Raw genomic sequence first — 16,332 nt, 5'->3', positions numbered from 1 at the left:
AGCGCCCCACAACGGAAAGGCAAAACCCGTGGCAACCCACACCGTAGAAATCCCCGTCTGGGGCGATTTGACCGGTAAGACCCTTACCAAGGGGCAGGCAACCGGCAACGACTTCATCTTCGTCACTGACCCCGAAGCCAAGCTTAATCTGCCTGCCGAGCTCATCGCTAGGGTTACCGACCGCCACTTCGGCATCGGTGCTGACGGCTTTATCCGCGCGGTCAAGACCGAGCACCTGGATTTTGCCTCCCACCTGCTGGAAGAGGCTCCCGAAGCTATCTGGTTCATGGACTACCGCAACGGCGACGGCTCAATCGCCGAGATGTGCGGCAATGGTGTGCGCGCTTTTGTGGACTATCTGTTGACCGAGAAACTGGTTGAGCTTGAAGAGGGCGGACGCCTGCTGATTGCTACCCGCGCCGGTATCAAGGCTGTAGGTCGCACCGAAGACGGCTACGCCATTGATATGGGCCCCTGGGGCTTCATCAACGGCGACATGGCCCGCGATAACGGCACCGACGCCCAGGTGACCGCCAAGGGCCTGCGTACTCCCCGCGGGGCCCTGTCCATTACCATGGGTAACCCCCACACCGTTGTCATGCTGGGTACCGACGGCAAGCTTGACGGGCTGAACCTGCACGAGGCCCCCAAGGTTTCACCCAACCCGCCTGAAGGCACCAACGTAGAGTTCGTCGTCCCCGAAGAAATCTCAGCAGAGGACGGCGACCCCGCCACCGAAAACATCGGTTCAATTCGCATGCGCGTGCACGAACGCGGCGTCGGCGAAACCCTCTCCTGCGGTACCGGCGCTTGTGCCGCCGCTGCCGCTACCCGCTTCTGGGGTGGCGAGGACGCCCCCGACGAGTGGCTGGTCCGCGTACCCGGTGGAACCCTGGCCGTCACTTTCGTACTGGGCCCCGACAACCTCGAACACGTCGTGTTGGCAGGGCCTGCCGCCATGACCGGTAAGGTGCTGCTGGGCTAAATGACTGAAAACCTAGAAAACAACCGGGAACTCTGGAACGAGATTTACTCAGAGCGGGAACAGATGTGGTCGGGCAAGCCTAACGCTTCGCTTGTTACCCTCATCGGCGACCGCGCCCCCGGCACCGTCCTTGACCTTGGCGGCATCCCTGGACTTGCTGGAGCCGGTGGAGAGCTCATTTCGGTGGCGCACGCAGGTGCCCCCTCCTACGCTGATCCCGAGGACGCTCGTAAGCACAAGGCCCGCATAGTCAAGGCGGCAGAAGAGACAGGGGCATGCTGGCAGCCCGTTGGCTCGGGGCTGGCGTGAATCGCGACTGAGCGAAGCGAAGCTGCGAGAGGGTCGACGGGCAGAAGTATGCCTCTGCCTTTCTTACATGTATTAGCTGAGGAGCTATTCCGGGCGGTGCACCTCAAGAATGCGGAAACCTTTTGAGGTAGCGTAGCGGGTTACCTCTAGGTCGGGGAAAGTTTCAGCCAGCCACTTCTGCAGGGAGTCTGAGCCCAGGTTTTTCTGCACGACTAGGTAGGCGGTGCCGTCGGGGGCAAGACGGGGCAGCCAGGTGTGCATGATGCCGTGTAGCACGTCCTTACCCACGCGGATGGGCGGGTTGGACCAGATGGTGTCAAAGGTAAGCGTTTCATCGAGTGCCTCGGGGGCTGAGACCGTTACGTTGCTCAGGCCCAGACGTTCAGCGTTCATCTCGGTGAGCTGGGCAGAGCGGGAGTTCACCTCGACCCCGTAGACCTCAGCATCAGGCGCTGCCATTGCCAGGCTCAGGGTAATCGGGCCCCACCCACACCCGATATCGAGCATGCGCGCCCCCTGCGGGGCAGGGGCCTCATCCAGGAGAATACGGGTTCCCTTGTCAACCCCACCCGGGCTAAAGATGCCGGAAGCGGTCAGAACCTGCACCCGGTGTCCGCCCAGCTCAACAGTTACAGGCTGGGGCGAAAATTCGCCGGTGGGGTTTTCAGAAAAATAGTGCGCGCTACTCATAGACGTTCATTCTACGCTAAGCCTCTGCCCTTACCGCCCCGGAAAAGCTAGAATAGAAGGACGCCTCAAACCACCTCGAAAGGTACTATGACCGAGACTTCAAACCCCAGCAATGACCCTAAACTTCCCTCAGATGAACAGCTGAGACTCACGGTAGACCGCGTGCTGGGGCGGGCAGCGGGCAACGGCAGTGTGCTTGATGAAAGGGCCCGCGAACTCTCAGATAACCAGCGTGAACATTCCGAATACGACGGTGACCAGGTAGATCTCGAAGAGCGCCGGGCGCTACGCCGTGTGGCTGGTCTGTCGACCGAACTCGATGATGTGACCGAAGTTGAATACCGCCAGCTGCGCCTTGAGCGCGTTGTGCTGGCAGGCATCTGGTCAGAGGGCACTCTGGAAGAAGCTGAGAATTCCCTACGTGAGCTGGCGGCGCTGGCTGAGACTGCCGGTTCTGAGGTTCTGGACGGTCTGGTGCAGCGTCGTCTGAAGCCCGACCCGGGTACCTACCTGGGCTCCGGCAAGGTGCTCGAACTTAAAGATATCGTTGAGGCGTCCGGTGCCGATACCGTGATTGTGGACGCCGAGCTGGCCCCATCCCAGCGCCGAGCTATTGAAGATATCGTCAAGGTCAAGGTCATTGACCGAACCGCCCTGATTCTTGATATCTTCGCCCAGCACGCTAAGTCGCGTGAGGGTAAGGCCCAGGTTGAGCTGGCCCAGCTTGAATACATGCTGCCGCGTCTGCGCGGTTGGGGTGCCTCTCTGTCCCGTCAGGCTGGTGGCCGTGCCGCCGGTGGTGAGGGTATTGGTTCCCGCGGTCCCGGCGAAACCAAAATCGAAATGGACCGCCGCCGCCTGCGCGCCCGCATGGCCAAGCTCAAGCGAGAGATTGCGGCCATGGCTCCTGCCCGCGAAACCAAGCGCCTGAACCGCAAGCGTAACCGGGTGCCATCCGTAGCTATTGCCGGTTACACCAACGCCGGTAAGTCCTCCCTGCTCAACCGCCTCACAGACGCCGGCGTGCTGGTCGAGAACGCCCTCTTTGCGACCCTCGACCCTACCGTGCGCAAGGCCCAGACTCCGGACGGCGTGGGCTACACCCTGTCTGACACCGTCGGCTTCGTGCGCGCCCTGCCCACCCAGCTGGTGGAGGCCTTTCGCTCTACCCTTGAGGAAGTGGCTGACGCTGATGTGATTGTTCACGTCGTGGATGTCTCCCACCCCGACCCCGAGGGGCAGATTCACTCCGTCCGTCAGGTGATTACCGAGGTCGACGCCCAAAATATCCCCGAAATCATTGTGCTCAACAAGGCAGATGCGGCCGACCCCTTCGTCATTGAGCGCCTGCGCCAGAAGGAACCCAACCACGTTGTGGTCTCAGCCCGCACCGGCGAGGGTATCGAGGAACTCCAGCAAAAGATAGCTGATACCATTCCCCGCCCCTCCATTGAACTCAACCTGCTGGTACCCTTCTCAGCAGGTGGCGTGGTGTCCCGTCTGCACGAGTGGGACGCCGAGATTCTGCGTACTGCCTTTGTGCAAGACGGCACCTACGTGCAGGCCCTGGTCCGCGAAGAGGTAGCCTCTGACCTTGCGGAGTACGTGCTCGAAGAAGACCTTCTTGAAGTACTGCAACCTGAAATCGACGAAGCTATCGCCTCAGGGGCGGTAGAGACTCAGCGCGCATGAACGACCACGTCACCGCACCCACCGGGCAGGAGCTAGAGACCCTGCCCGGTGCCAAGCCCGTCCTACAGCTCCTCGACACCGTCGTGGAGCGCTCCGGCGGCCAGAAGCGCGACGGCCAGCGCACCATGGCAGCCCACGTAGCCCGTGCCCTCGACACCGAAAAACACCTGCTGGTGCAGGCCGGTACCGGTACGGGTAAGTCCCTGGGCTACCTGGTACCCGCCATTCACGCTGCCCAAACAGCAGAAAAACCTATCGTGGTAGCTACCGCAACCCTGGCCCTGCAAGCCCAGATTGTTAATCGCGATATTCCGCGCCTGCTGGAATCCCTGGGCGATGAACCCGAGCACGAAACCGACGTCGCTATCCTCAAGGGGCGCAACAATTACGTCTGCCTACACAAGCTTGAAGGCGGCTACCCCGAGGACGACGGAGATGCCCTCTTCGATATGGACGCCGCTACCGGCTCCACCGGTCCCTCAGGAAAGCTGGGGGAGGAGGTTGTGCGCCTTCGCGAGTGGGCACAGACCACCGACACCGGCGACCGCGACGAGTTGCTGCCAGGTGTCAGCGATAAGGCATGGCGGCAGATAGCCGTCACCGCCTCAGAGTGCCTGGGCAAAAAGTGCCCCCTGGTCGAAGAGTGTTTCAGCGAGATGGCCCGAACCAGAGCTGCTGAATCAGATATCGTCATTACCAACCACGCCCTTCTCGCTATCAACGCCTTTGAAGGTGCTGCGGTGCTGCCCGACCACGACATCGCCATCATCGACGAGGCCCACGAACTAGCTGACCGCGTCACCGGCGCCGTCACCGGGGCACTCTCGCCGGCCGCTATTACCAAGGTTGCCCGCAGCCTCAAACGGCACACGGATGCCGACCACAAGGCACTAGAACAGGCAGCGCTCGCCCTTGACGATTCTCTCAACGGGGTGCCCGCAGAGATGATGCCCAAGGGCTTGCCTGACCGGGTTGCCGCTGCCATGGAACGCGTGCGCGATGCGGCGCGTCAGGCTCTCTCCGATACGAAGAGCGGGGATAAGGATGGCGACGCCGGCCGCCAGATGGCGCGTGCCGCCCTGACAGAGGTGCACGAAACCTCAGAGAAGATGCTGACCGCTGACCCGCTCTACCAGGTCATCTGGGTTTCTCGTACCGGCTCCTGGGAGCCCGGCAGGGGGTATGTGGCGGCTGCCGACGATGATCCCGCCACCTTGAACATTGCCCCTATCTCGGTTGCTGGTTACCTGCGAGAAGGACTTTTCGAAAACCGAACCGTGGTGCTGACATCTGCGACGCTGACGGTGGGAGAAAGTTTTGATGCCGCCGCTGGTGCCCTGGGGCTGATGGGTAAGGACGCTCCGCGCTGGGACGGTATCGACGTGGGCTCACCCTTTAACTACCCCAAGCAGGGCGTGCTGTATCTAGCCTCTGACCTGCCTAAACCCGGCCGGGGAGTTTCGGTAGAGCAGCTGGACCGTATCGTTGAGCTTGTGACCGCCTCGGGTGGCGGCGCGCTGGGGCTCTTTTCCTCTAAGCGCGGGGCAGAGCTGGCTGCCGAGTATGTGCGGGAGCGCACCGATCTGAATATTCTTTTGCAGGGGGAGTCGTCTCTGCGTGCCCTGGTGCAGGAGTTCACCGAGGACACCGATTCCTGCCTTTTTGGCACCATGAGTCTCTGGCAGGGCGTGGACGTTCCTGGCGACTCCTGCCGCCTGGTCATGATGGACCGTATTCCATTCCCCCGCCCCGATGACCCGCTGTCGCAGGCGCGCACCCGGGCGGTAGCCGCTGCCGGTGGTAACGGCTTCATGGCTGTTTCTGCCTACCATGCTGCGGTCCGTATGGCCCAGGGCGCCGGTCGTCTAGTGAGGTCAGTCGGTGACAGGGGTGTTGTGGCAGTCCTTGACTCCCGTATCGCTACTCAGCGCTACGGTTCCTATCTGGTGAAGTCGCTGCCGCCCTTCTGGACTACCACCCGCAAGGACGTGGTGTTAGGCGCGCTCGAGCGCCTCAAACAGTCAATCGACTAGTGAGAGGCTAGGTCTTAGAGACTACGCAGTACCGAGACGACCTTACCCATGATGGTGGCCTTATCGCCCAGGATAGGCTCGTACTGGGTGTTCTGGGGCAGCAACCAGGTGTGGCCGTCGCGCTGGCGGAAGGTCTTCACGGTGGCCTCATCGTCAAGCAAGGCCGCGACAATGTCACCGTTCTGAGCAGTGTTCTGGGCACGCACTACCACCCAGTCGCCATCGCAAATCGCAGCATCGACCATGGAGTCCCCCTTGACGCGCAGCATAAAGAGGTCGCCCTGACCTACGAGCTGGCGGGGGAGCGTCATGACGTCTTCGATTGCCTGCTCGGCGGCAATGGGGGAGCCCGCAGCAATACGGCCCACCAGGGGAACAGTTGCAAGGTTGTCGTCGGTCTGCGCGAAGGTGGGCACAATCGGCAGCGTGATGACGCTGGTTTCAGGCTTTGCTTCTTCGGGGGAGGTCTCGCCGGTGAGAACCTCAATGGCGCGCGGACGCTTGGGATCGCGCCTAATGTAGCCCATCTCTTCGAGGCGCGAGAGCTGGTGGGTAACAGATGAGAGTGAAGCGAGACCAACAAGGTCACCGATTTCACGCATAGACGGTGGGTAGCCGTGCTCATCGATAGCGCTCGAAATGGCGCTCAAAATTTTTTTCTGGCGGGCAGTGAGGGGGCGAGAGCCCTTGTGGGGCGGGCTTGCCGGAGTCTGCGGAGTTCGTTCGCTCACGGTATCTCGTCTCTGTTGGTTCTTAAAATGTCAGCCACCCGGTGTTCACTATCAAGTGGTCTTCTAAGACTATGTCAAGCAAACAGGTTATTCAAACATTTGTTCTAATTTTTCTCGACTATGTTCGATTTTTCTGATAGAACATAGATACGAAGAAATTTTAGAACAAAGATTCGACTTTTGGTTGAATGTTTGAGCGTGGATCAGGAGAAAGACTTATGAGCACCATCGCCTTGCCCGAGTTTATGGCTCGTACTTCTTTGAAGAAGCCCCTTGATCAGGCTGCTACTTTTACCGTCCGTCATCACCCGCAAGTGACCGTATCGGCCGGGGCACTGCGGCAGCCCCAGTACCGTATTCGTTTTGCAGCACCTGTGCCTGTTCGCCCTGCACCTGTAGCTCCCTTGCGGAATCTGCCTTCCCGCCCTGCAGCTTCTGCCCCGGCTCAGCAGACTAGCGCGGTAGTAGAACCACCCCAGAGTGCGAAAACGGAGCGCCAGAAAATCCGTCTGACCCGCCGCGGTCGGCTGGTCTTCAGGGGGCTGCCGCTGCTCACACTCCTAGCTCTGGTGGTTCTGGGTGCTCTTACTTTTCTAGTTCCAGGGGAAGCTAAGAGTGCCACTCTTGAACCGCTTGCCCCCGTGAGCCAGACTGTGACCGTTGTGCACGGCGATACTCTCTGGACCATCGCAGCAGACGTGGCACCCGGTGAAGACAATCGCGACGTCATCAATCGCATCATGCAGATTAACGACCTCACCAGCGCACAGCTGGTTCCCGGTCATGTTCTTGAGGTGCCTGTCTACACCCAGTCACAGTAAGAAAAAGAGCGATGCCCTATGCCAGACTGCGAAACAAGAATGCAACGTACGGGGCTGGGTCGTTACACTAGGGGAGTGACCGAAACTACCACAGCATTCGAAGCCCTGCCCCTGCGTGAAGATTTGCGGGGCCGTTCACCCTACGGCGCACCCATGATCGATGTTCCGGTGACCCTCAACGTTAACGAGAACACCCACCCCATGCCGCAAGAAGTCATCGATGCCATCACGCGCGATGTAGCAGAGGTTGCCGTAAGTCTGAACCGCTACCCCGACCGCGAGTTCGATACCCTCAGAGCAGAACTCGCAGACTACCTGGGGCACGGTCTGACCCCCGAAAACATCTGGGCAGCTAACGGCTCCAATGAGATTCTCCAGCAACTCATGCAGGTCTTTGGCGGCCCCGGGCGCTCGGTCATGAGTTTTGTGCCCACCTACTCTATGTACCCCCTGCTGGCAGACGGAACCAATACCGCTTTTATCGCAGGCACTCGGGCAGGTAACTACTCCCTCACCGCCGCTTCAGCAGTTGAACAAATTGAAGAGCACAAGCCCTCAATTGTTATTCTCTGCTCGCCCAACAACCCCACCGGCACCGGTCTGGGCCTAGACGTTATCGAGGCTGTCTACGATGCCGTAGCTGCCTACAACGGTATCGTCGTGGTCGATGAGGCCTACGCAGAGTTTGCCCAAGACCGCACCCAGAACGCTCTCACCCTTCTGCCCGGACGCCCTAACCTGGTTGTCTCCCGCACCATGAGCAAGGCCTTCGCTCTTGCAGGTGCCCGCCTGGGCTACTTCGCAGCAGATCCCGCTGTTGCCGACGCCGTTCGCCTGGTTCGCCTGCCCTACCACCTCTCAGCCGTCACCCAGGCAACCGCGATTGCAGCCCTGCGTCACCGCACCCAGCTGCTGGCTAATGTCGACGACATCCGCGCCCAGCGCGACCGCATCGTGGAGCACCTCACCGGCCTGGGGCTAGAACCGGCTGTATCGGATTCCAACTTTGTGTTCTTCGGTGGTCTCAAGGACGAAAAAGCTGCCTGGAACTACCTGCTAGAACGCGGCGTCCTGGTACGCGATAACGGGATCCCCGGCTACCTGCGCGTCACTGCCGGTACTGAAGCCGAGACCAGCGCCTTCCTAGACCACCTCACCGACTACGTGCAGACTTTTGAACGCTAAGCGCAACGCACAGTCCTATCCACACCGGCAGATACCTTAGAAAAAGAGACAGACATGGCAGTACCTACTGAATCATCCACCGGCATTGGCCCCCGCATTGCAAAGATGGAGCGGGCAACCAGCGAGTCGTCCGTCAGCGTCGAAATTAACCTCGACGGCACCGGCGTATCAGATATCGACACCGGTGTGCCCTTCTACGACCACATGCTCACAGCTCTGTCTAAGCACTCCCTAATTGACATGACTATCAAGTGCTCCGGCGATACCCACATCGATGTGCATCACACTGTTGAAGATACCGGCATCGTGCTGGGTGAGGTACTCCGCCAGGCCCTGGGCGATAAGGCAGGCATCCGCCGCTTCGGTACTGCTACAGTGCCCCTCGATGAAGCTCTGGCTTCTGCCGTGGTCGATATTTCTGGCCGTCCCTACCTGGTCCACACCGGTGAGCCCGAAGGCTTCGAATACCATCTCATCGGTGGGCACTTCACCGGGTCAATGGTGCGCCATGTCTTTGAGGCTTTCGCCTATCATGCCGGTATCTGTCTGCACATCACCTTGTTGGGCGGGCGCGACCCCCACCATATCGCTGAAGCCCAGTTCAAGGCTCTCGCCCGCGCCCTGCGTCAGGCAGTAGAGCCCGACCCCCGCCACGCCGGTATCCCCTCGACTAAGGGAGCTCTCTAATGAGTGAGACTTTACAGCAGAAGCCCACCGTCACCGTCCTTGACTACGGGGCAGGGAACGTGCGTTCAGCCGTCCGCGCCCTTGAAGAAGCCGGTGCCTACGTGATGCTGTCCCGCAAGGAGTCAGACGTGCTGGGTGCAGACGGCCTGGTCGTACCTGGCGTTGGTGCTTTCAAGGCCGTGATGGACGGGCTCAAAGATGCGGACGCCATTCGCATGATTGGCAGGCGCGTTGCGGGCGGACGCCCCGTGCTCGGCATCTGCGTGGGCCTACAGGTCATGTTCGAAAAGGGCGTTGAGCACGGAGTTGAAGCCGACGGCCTGGGCGAGTGGCCCGGCACCGTTGAAAAGCTCAAAGCCGAGGTCGTGCCCCACATGGGGTGGAATACCGTCCGCACACCTGAGGGGTCTACACTCTTTGCCGGTATTGAGAACGAACGCTTCTACTTTGTGCACTCCTACGGGGTACAAGAATGGACCTTCGACCAGAACAACGAAGCTATGCTGCCGCCGCAGGTCACCTGGGCTAACCACGGCGGCGACTTCATCGCGGCGGTCGAGAACGGGCCCCTAACTGCCACCCAGTTCCACCCAGAAAAGTCGGGTGAGGCCGGCATCCGCCTGCTTAAGAACTGGATTAATTCCCTGCCTGTAACCGGGCGTTTAGACGGGGCGAAGTAGGGTATGTCAGCTACAACGTCCGGGCTACTGATTATGACCGTAGGTATGATGTTCATCGGCGGAGCCTACTCCTTCTACAAGCAAAAAATTACCTGGGTAGCTCAGCTGGTGCTGCTGCTGGTGGGTCTAGCCTTTGCCGGGTACGGCCTGTACGTCGTGATGAACTACAGCTAGCCCGCCCCCAAACCTAGATTTTTACCTTTCCACTCCCAAGGAGATAAGAATGACTGATCGTCTCGAACTGCTACCCGCAGTCGATGTAGCCAACGGCCAGGCCGTGCGCCTGGTGCAGGGCGAAGCCGGATCGGAAACCAACTACGGCTCCCCCGTCGAAGCTGCCCTAGAGTGGCAGAACGCCGGTGCTGAATGGCTGCACCTGGTTGATCTCGACGCTGCCTTTGGCCGCGGCGACAACATCGAGATCCTGACCGAGGTAGCCCAGGAACTTTCCATCAAGATTGAGATGTCGGGCGGCATCCGCGACGACGAATCCCTGGAACGAGCCCTGTCGCTCAACCCCGCCCGCATCAATCTCGGCACCGCTGCCCTCGAAAACCCCGAATGGACCCGCAAGGTCATCGCCGAGCACGGCGATGTTATCGCTGTTGGGCTGGACGTCCGCGGGGACGTACTGGCCGCCCGCGGTTGGACCAAGGAAGGCGGCAACCTCTGGGAAGTTCTCGACCGCCTGAACGACGACGGCTGTGCCCGCTACGTCGTCACCGACGTCACCAAGGACGGTACCCTGCAGGGCCCCAACCTGGAACTTCTGCGCAAGGTTGCTGAGCGTACCGATAAGCCGGTGGTCGCCTCCGGCGGTATCGCAACTCTGGACGACATCGCTGCCCTGCGCACCATGGTGCCCCACGGTGTTGAAGGAGCCATCACCGGTAAGGCCCTCTACGCCGGCAAATTCACCCTGGCCCAGGCACTCGACGTCGCAGGTCGCCCCTAGTGACAGACTTTTTAGATCGCGTGCACCGCGCCCACACCCACGGGCACGGCAACCCCGGAGACCCCAGCGCACCCCGCCGGGAACTCCCCGCACATATTGCTGCCCAGTTGGCGTCCGCTGGCCAAAAAACCGATACCGGCGGGCAGCCCTGGAAAGGACGCAACCTGGGGGAGGGCACCAGCCACACCCACCAGTTCCCCGGTGACGACGGTAAAACCGACCCCGCCCTGCAAAAAGTTCTCGATGCTTTCGCCGCGGGCGAAGTCGATGAAGTCGCCGTGGTCGACGCCCTGCGCTCCGTGCGTATCTTTGCCCCGGTTGTAGCCCAGCTATCTCAAGCAGAAATCACCGAACACGGCCTGGTATCAGACAAAGAATCGGATATGGCGCTGGTGAGTATCCAGGCTCCGGACGGACGCCGCGCCCTCCCCGTCTTCACCAACGTAGACGCCCTCACTGCCTGGCACGACCTAGCCCGCCCGGTTGCCGCAGATATGCGCAAAACCGCCCTATCAGCTGTTGAAGACGAGAACCAACTGATTGTGGTAAACCCGGGCGCAGACCTCACCTTCGTCGTGCGCCGCCCAGCCTTCTGGGCAATCGCTAAGGGGGAAGAATGGGTGCCCTCCTACCGCAACCCGCAGATTGCCCAAGAACTCAGCAACATTGCCGCGCCCTTGTCGGCCGTGGTTGCGGTTGAAGCAGGCCCCGGCACCGGCGTGTACTCGCAAACCGCAAGCGGACGCGTGCTGGCAGGCGGCGGGCACGGGCCAGAGCTGAAAATCATGCTCAAACTCCGCCCCGGCCTCACTCAGGAACAGGTCAACCAGACCGTACAGACCTTCCAGCAGGGGCTAGCCCTCAACCAGGTCATTGCCGAGCAGGCTGACTCAGTGCAAATTGCCTTAGCCTCAGCCTAGAAAACCGGCCCGGTGAACTTTTCGCCGGGCCCCTTGCCGGGGGCGTCCGGGTAGGGGGAAGCCTCACGGAAAGCCAGCTGGAGGGAACGCAGGCCGTCACGCAGGGGAGCGGCGTGCTGGGAACCAATCTCGGGTGCCGCAGCGGTGACGAAACCTGCCAGGGCGGTAATCAGCTTGCGGGCCTCATCAAGATCTTTGAGGTCTTCAGCGTTCTCTTCAGCAGCCAGGCCGCACTTGACGGCGGCAGCGCTCATCAGGTGAACCGCAGCGGTGGTAATCACCTCAACAGCGGGCACCTCTGCGATATCGCGCATCTGCGCGTTGACCTCTTCAACCTGCTCTGCAGTCAGGCCTTCAGGCAGCGTCTGGCCCTGTTCAGCGGAATCTTCAAAACGGTAGCTAGTTTCGTTGCTCATGGTTACTAGAATCTCACACCAACCCCACCGAGTGTGAATTGCCCGTCACACTCAACCCGGCCACCGGCGTCCGCCCCAAGAAAAACCCCGAAAACCCTTGAAAAATTGCCCCTAACCCAGTAATGTTAAGTGCTGTTTGCAAGTGGAACCCAGGTTCCCACCCGCTGCCGCCAAATCTGGCGACCGGGTCAGCGCCCGCAGCCTCCCCTCAGGGAAGCAAAAGGCAGGTGGTAGCGCCGACTGTTGGCGTCCGCGCCCTGCACCGCGGGTAGGTAACTGAAGCCTCCGCTTGCCAAGCCGCAACCGGGGGCTTTTTTCAACCCCCACAGAAATTCACGGGGGATACCCCACCACAAGCAACAGGAGCTTTGTCATTAGCGATCCACGCATCAACGACCGCATTCGCGTTCCGGAAGTTCGACTCGTCGGCCCCGGCGGTGAACAGGTCGGTATTGTCCGCGTAGAAGATGCACTGCGTCTTGCTCAGGAGTCTGACCTTGACCTGGTTGAGGTTGCTCCCAACGCTAAGCCGCCTGTGTGCAAGCTTATGGACTTCGGCAAGTACAAGTACGAAGCCGCAGTCAAGGCACGTGAATCTCGAAAGAAGCAGGTCAACGCTTCTTTGAAGGAAATCCGTTTCCGCCTCAAGATTGATACCCATGACTACGAAACCAAGGTCGGGCATGCACGTCGCTTCCTGGCCGGCGGTGACAAGGTCAAGGCTATGATTCAGTTCCGTGGTCGTGAACAGCAGCGCCCCGAGATGGGTGTGCGTCTGCTTGAACGCATGGCAAACGACCTGACCGAGGTTGGCACCGTAGAGTCCAACCCTCGCGTTGACGGTCGCAACATGGTGATGGTTCTTGCCCCGCTTCGCGGCAAGCAGGAAGCCCGCCGTGAAAGCCAGAAGTCAGGTGGCCGCAAGGGTCGCGAACGCGTCAACACCACCGAGGCAACCCCTGTGACCAACTCCCTGGCAGATGCAATGCCCGAGGAGCTCAAGGCACAGGCGTCAGCCGAATAGGAACTATTTAGACAACCAGGCGCGAGCTCGTGTAGGGTTTCGTGCTTGGTCGTCGTTCGCTTACCGAAGTTTTTATTGAGAAATAAAGGCGTTGGTGAGCGGGCAGAACACCCTTAAAACTTCCCCGCCCGCCGGGGATGTTGAGTTTTTCAGTTCCTCACCCCGTAACCGGGGCGAGGGTAGAACGTAAGGAGAATCGGCTCATGCCGAAGCAGAAGACCCACTCTGGTGCTAAGAAGCGCTTCAAGCTCACCGGTACTGGCAAGGTTAAGCGCCAGCAGGCCAACCGCCGCCACTACCTCGAGCACAAGTCATCCCGTCTGACCCGTCGTCTGGCTTCTGACCAGATCGTAACCGGCGGTCAGGCTAAGGTCATCAAGAAGATGCTGGGCAAGTAAGCTCCTTCTTTTTGAAGCTTCGCCCCGCAGGGGCGCACCAAAAGTAGATATTTTCTCTCCTGCACCAGCGCTAGAGTTTATAGCTGGGTAGGACACAAGACGTTAGGAGACACACGTGGCACGTGTGAAGCGCGCGGTAAACGCGCACAAGAAGCGCCGAGTAATCCTTGAACGTGCATCAGGCTACCGTGGCCAGCGTTCACGCCTTTACCGTAAGGCCAAGGAACAGGTCACTCACTCACTGGTATACAGCTACGACCACCGTCGTAAGAAGAAGGGCGACTTCCGTCGTCTCTGGATCCAGCGCATCAACGCAGCTGCACGCGCTGAGGGTCTGACCTACAACCGCTTCATCCAGGGCCTGAAGGCTGCTGAGGTTGAGGTTGACCGTCGTATGCTGGCTGAGCTGGCTGTAAACGAGCCTGCTGCTTTCTCAGCTCTGGTTGAAATCGCTAAGAACAACCTGCCTGAGGACACTTCAGCTCCCAAGGCTGCCTAAATCTTTTTAGGTTTGTCTTTCCCCACCTAGCAGGTGGGGTGCGGACGCCGCCTCCCACTTTCCTGCCCCTAGGCAGGGGAGTGAGGGGCGGCGTCCTTGTATTTATTGCGGTATCTGTTGGGGGGCTGGAGCGTCGGGCGCGTAGCGAACGCCCACCAGATTCTCGCAGTGTCTACGCGTAAGGTGGACGTAGCGAGAGTCTGGTGGGCAGTTAGGTCTTGTGCGGGGACGGACGAGCGGCTAAGTGCCGGTCGCGGCACAAGATGCTAGCTTTATGACAGTACTCGGAGCATCATCCCGTCCTTTTCGCGGCCTACTACAGGGGTGAAGCCCTCGGCTAGGTAGAGGTTGCGGGCGAAGTTGTCGGCTTCTACAGAGAGGCTAATCTGGTTCAAGTTCCTGGTGGCAGCTTCTGAAATGATGGCCTGTAGAAGCATTCGGCCAAGACCGCGGCCGCGGTGCTCTTCTGATACCCAGAGGCTGACTTCGGGGGTTGTTTCGTCGATGTAACCGTAACCGGGGTCATCTGCTGAGAGGTAGAGGGCCCAGACTACCCCAGCTGGTTCTTCATCGTGGTATGCGGCGATGCCGAAATCGCCGCGTGCTGGTTTACAACGTGTGTAGTGGGAAAATCCAGGACGGGTGCGGACGTCCGTGAGCGCGAAACGCGGCCCACACCAGTTCATGGTTCCGAGGGTCGCTTTGTTCGAGCAGGGGAGTGTCTTCGGCGCTGAGGGCACGATGAGTGTAGATTGGCATGATTTCAAGGGTAGATATTTGGAGCTAGACCTTGCGCATGGGGTCTTAGAGCAATTTCTTTTTCTTGTCTGGAAAGGAAATACTGGTACCTTACCTGTGGCTGATTCTTTCATTCTCTGAGCGTGCTTTTGCGGCATCTGCGATATCGGCCTGGTCTTCGAGGGCTTGGACGGCGCGGTCAAAAAATTCAGGGGATACCACAACGGCCCGGCGCTTTGATCCGTCTGAGGTGAGCTCTACGGGTACTTTTTGGGCTACGGCAATGTAGTCGCTTTGGTTGGCGCGGAACTCTGAGAGGCTTACGGAAATCAAGCCTTAAAGGTACTTCTAGTTTATTTTCGTTTCAAGGGTCAACTGAAACCGGCGCAGGTAAGCCCACCCCGCTTTTGTCCGTGGGCGGACGGCGGCGGGGTGGGCTTTTCTGCGCTGCCTGGAGTGTGCGGTGGGCTAGGGCCTTGTTAGTTGACCCAGGTGATGACCTCTTCGGCGGGCTTGCGGGTCTGGGGCCAGGGGAGGTCTTCGGTGCGGTAGCCGAGGGCGAGCATAGAGACAATGCCTTCGGTTTCGGGGTCGATGATGCCGTGCTCTGCCAGTAGGGCGTTGGCCTTGTCTGCGTTGAAGCCCTCAATGGGGCAGGAGTCAACGCCGATGAGTGCGGCTGCGGTCATCATGTTGCCCAGGGCAATGTAGGTCTGCTTGGCGGCCCAGTCGAAGAGGGCACGGTCGGTGGTTAGCCCCATGTCGTTGATCTGGAAGCTCTTGTAGGTTTCGAGGGCCTTAGCGTGGTCTTCGGGGGAGAGATTACGGGAGTTGAGCGACGCCTGCATGTGGGGGCCATCGTGCTGCATATTGCGGTTGGCTAGGAGCAGAACGAAGTGGCTTGCACCATCGAGCTGGCGGGCTGCTCCCCAGCTGAAGGGCTTGAGGGCTTCGCGGATGTCGGGGTTTTGCAGGACGACAAAGCGCCAACCCTGAGCGCCGACGGAGCTGGGGGAGAGGCGGGCGGTTTCGAGGATGTAGTTGATGTCGTCGTCGCTGATTTTCTTCTCGGGGTCGAAGAACTTGATGGCGCGGCGGCGGTGGGCGGCGTCGAGGACGAGCTGCTTGATGTCTTGGTTCTGCACGGTCTGTACCTTTCATTGTGGGGCAGGTTAGTGCTTCCAGGTCAACAAGCGGGGAAAGGAGTTTATTCCGGGGCGGGCTAATAGCAATGAAAAATACGTAGGGATTCACCTACTAGAATTTGAGTAGAAACCGGAATAAGTGGATATGGCTAGTTTAGCCATGCACACCGGAAAGAAAGACTAAATGAGTCAGGAACTTGAGCGAGCAGAGTTGCACCGCGCCCTATGGAAAATTGCGAATGACCTGCGCGGTAGCGTCGATGGGTGGGACTTCAAACAATACGTTTTGGGGCTCATGTTCTACCGCTTTATCTCGGAAAACCTCACGGCCTACCTTGATAGCGAGCTAGAAGAGAGCGAGTCCAGCTACGCGACCCTGACCAACGTCGAGATTGCTGAGAACCCGGAGGCTATCGAAGATACA

Annotated in this window: 20 protein-coding genes and 1 pseudogene; 15 read left to right on the top strand and 6 right to left on the bottom strand. The window is 59.8% G+C overall.

The window, feature by feature from the left end; genetic code table 11:
* The first annotated feature begins 28 nt into the window (after positions 1 to 28).
* Positions 29 to 985, top strand: a complete 957-nt coding sequence (gene dapF, locus VSX42_RS10515; protein WP_326504228.1) for a diaminopimelate epimerase — start codon at positions 29 to 31, stop codon at positions 983 to 985.
* The gene (locus tag VSX42_RS10510; protein ID WP_326504227.1) at positions 986 to 1,294 is read left to right on the top strand and encodes a hypothetical protein; all 309 of its coding nucleotides are present in this window, start codon (positions 986 to 988) and stop codon (positions 1,292 to 1,294) included.
* 84 nt (positions 1,295 to 1,378) lie between these two features.
* Here the strand turns inward: VSX42_RS10510 and VSX42_RS10505 are convergent, their stop codons facing one another.
* On the bottom strand, positions 1,379 to 1,984 hold the full coding sequence (locus VSX42_RS10505; RefSeq protein ID WP_326504226.1) for a class I SAM-dependent methyltransferase: 606 nt from the start codon (positions 1,982 to 1,984) through the stop codon (positions 1,379 to 1,381).
* Positions 1,985 to 2,071: 87 nt separating this feature from the next.
* Between VSX42_RS10505 and hflX the strand changes: the two genes are divergently transcribed.
* Together hflX and VSX42_RS10495 are read left to right on the top strand one after the other, a co-directional pair.
* On the top strand, positions 2,072 to 3,676 hold the full coding sequence (gene hflX, locus VSX42_RS10500; protein WP_326504225.1) for a GTPase HflX: 1,605 nt from the start codon (positions 2,072 to 2,074) through the stop codon (positions 3,674 to 3,676).
* The gene (locus VSX42_RS10495) at positions 3,673 to 5,709 is read left to right on the top strand and encodes an ATP-dependent DNA helicase (RefSeq protein ID WP_326504224.1); all 2,037 of its coding nucleotides are present in this window, start codon (positions 3,673 to 3,675) and stop codon (positions 5,707 to 5,709) included. The genes hflX and VSX42_RS10495 overlap by 4 nt, the downstream gene beginning before the upstream one ends.
* A 14-nt stretch (positions 5,710 to 5,723) precedes the next feature.
* On the opposite strand, the gene lexA is transcribed toward VSX42_RS10495, so the two are convergent.
* Positions 5,724 to 6,440, bottom strand: coding sequence for a transcriptional repressor LexA (lexA, locus tag VSX42_RS10490; RefSeq protein WP_185173259.1), 717 nt, complete (start codon positions 6,438 to 6,440; stop codon positions 5,724 to 5,726).
* 218 nt (positions 6,441 to 6,658) lie between these two features.
* Between lexA and VSX42_RS10485 the strand changes: the two genes are divergently transcribed.
* The 7 genes from VSX42_RS10485 to VSX42_RS10455 all read left to right on the top strand — a co-directional run bounded on the left by VSX42_RS10485 (position 6,659) and on the right by VSX42_RS10455 (position 11,688).
* Positions 6,659 to 7,261, top strand: coding sequence for a LysM peptidoglycan-binding domain-containing protein (locus VSX42_RS10485; RefSeq protein ID WP_326504223.1), 603 nt, complete (start codon positions 6,659 to 6,661; stop codon positions 7,259 to 7,261).
* 75 nt (positions 7,262 to 7,336) lie between these two features.
* Positions 7,337 to 8,446: a histidinol-phosphate transaminase gene (locus VSX42_RS10480; RefSeq protein WP_326504222.1), complete on the top strand. Its 1,110-nt coding sequence runs from the start codon at positions 7,337 to 7,339 to the stop codon at positions 8,444 to 8,446.
* Positions 8,447 to 8,500: 54 nt separating this feature from the next.
* Positions 8,501 to 9,133: an imidazoleglycerol-phosphate dehydratase HisB gene (gene hisB / locus VSX42_RS10475; protein WP_185173257.1), complete on the top strand. Its 633-nt coding sequence runs from the start codon at positions 8,501 to 8,503 to the stop codon at positions 9,131 to 9,133.
* The gene (hisH, locus tag VSX42_RS10470; RefSeq protein WP_326504221.1) at positions 9,133 to 9,813 is read left to right on the top strand and encodes an imidazole glycerol phosphate synthase subunit HisH; all 681 of its coding nucleotides are present in this window, start codon (positions 9,133 to 9,135) and stop codon (positions 9,811 to 9,813) included. The genes hisB and hisH overlap by 1 nt, the downstream gene beginning before the upstream one ends.
* A 3-nt stretch (positions 9,814 to 9,816) precedes the next feature.
* Entirely contained in the window at positions 9,817 to 9,987 is a 171-nt protein-coding gene (locus tag VSX42_RS10465) for a hypothetical protein (protein WP_326504220.1), read from the top strand.
* 49 nt (positions 9,988 to 10,036) lie between these two features.
* Complete coding sequence (gene priA / locus VSX42_RS10460; RefSeq protein WP_237186834.1) at positions 10,037 to 10,768, top strand: bifunctional 1-(5-phosphoribosyl)-5-((5-phosphoribosylamino)methylideneamino)imidazole-4-carboxamide isomerase/phosphoribosylanthranilate isomerase PriA; 732 nt, start codon at positions 10,037 to 10,039, stop codon at positions 10,766 to 10,768.
* Entirely contained in the window at positions 10,768 to 11,688 is a 921-nt protein-coding gene (locus VSX42_RS10455) for an SseB family protein (protein WP_326504219.1), read from the top strand. The genes priA and VSX42_RS10455 overlap by 1 nt, the downstream gene beginning before the upstream one ends.
* Here the strand turns inward: VSX42_RS10455 and VSX42_RS10450 are convergent.
* Entirely contained in the window at positions 11,685 to 12,104 is a 420-nt protein-coding gene (locus VSX42_RS10450; protein ID WP_326504218.1) for a DUF1844 domain-containing protein, read from the bottom strand. The two genes, VSX42_RS10455 and VSX42_RS10450, sit on opposite strands and share 4 nt — an antisense overlap.
* 289 nt (positions 12,105 to 12,393) lie before the next feature.
* On the opposite strand from VSX42_RS10450, the gene infC reads away from it, so the two are divergent.
* The 3 genes from infC (at position 12,394) to rplT (ending at position 14,025) form a co-directional block, all read left to right on the top strand.
* Complete coding sequence (gene infC / locus VSX42_RS10445) at positions 12,394 to 13,128, top strand: translation initiation factor IF-3 (protein ID WP_418950798.1); 735 nt, start codon at positions 12,394 to 12,396, stop codon at positions 13,126 to 13,128.
* Between the two features lie 203 nt (positions 13,129 to 13,331).
* Positions 13,332 to 13,526 (top strand): 50S ribosomal protein L35, encoded by a 195-nt coding sequence (gene rpmI / locus VSX42_RS10440; RefSeq protein ID WP_135011425.1) that lies wholly within the window; start codon positions 13,332 to 13,334, stop codon positions 13,524 to 13,526.
* A 115-nt stretch (positions 13,527 to 13,641) separates the two neighbouring features.
* Positions 13,642 to 14,025, top strand: coding sequence for a 50S ribosomal protein L20 (gene rplT / locus VSX42_RS10435; protein WP_083093587.1), 384 nt, complete (start codon positions 13,642 to 13,644; stop codon positions 14,023 to 14,025).
* Between the two features lie 272 nt (positions 14,026 to 14,297).
* Here rplT and VSX42_RS10430 read toward each other — a convergent pair whose 3' ends face one another.
* The 3 genes from VSX42_RS10430 to VSX42_RS10420 all read right to left on the bottom strand — a co-directional run bounded on the left by VSX42_RS10430 (position 14,298) and on the right by VSX42_RS10420 (position 15,908).
* Positions 14,298 to 14,711, bottom strand: coding sequence for a GNAT family N-acetyltransferase (locus tag VSX42_RS10430; RefSeq protein WP_326504217.1), 414 nt, complete (start codon positions 14,709 to 14,711; stop codon positions 14,298 to 14,300).
* Between the two features lie 163 nt (positions 14,712 to 14,874).
* A complete protein-coding gene (locus VSX42_RS10425) occupies positions 14,875 to 15,096 on the bottom strand; it encodes a type II toxin-antitoxin system prevent-host-death family antitoxin (protein ID WP_326504216.1) in 222 nt (73 codons plus the stop codon).
* A gap of 146 nt (positions 15,097 to 15,242) precedes the next feature.
* Positions 15,243 to 15,908 (bottom strand): NAD(P)H-dependent oxidoreductase, encoded by a 666-nt coding sequence (locus VSX42_RS10420; RefSeq protein WP_326504215.1) that lies wholly within the window; start codon positions 15,906 to 15,908, stop codon positions 15,243 to 15,245.
* Between the two features lie 184 nt (positions 15,909 to 16,092).
* On the opposite strand from VSX42_RS10420, the pseudogene VSX42_RS10415 reads away from it, so the two are divergent.
* A pseudogene (locus tag VSX42_RS10415) lies at positions 16,093 to 16,305 on the top strand (type I restriction-modification system subunit M N-terminal domain-containing protein); the annotation flags it as partial.
* Between the last annotated feature and the right edge of the window lie 27 nt (positions 16,306 to 16,332).

This window comes from Rothia nasimurium (assembly GCF_035916755.1).
In the GTDB taxonomy this organism is placed as follows: Bacteria; Actinomycetota; Actinomycetes; order Actinomycetales; family Micrococcaceae; genus Rothia.
The sequence above is the reverse complement of the archived record's forward strand: the minus strand, read 5'-3'. Positions and strand labels throughout refer to the sequence as shown.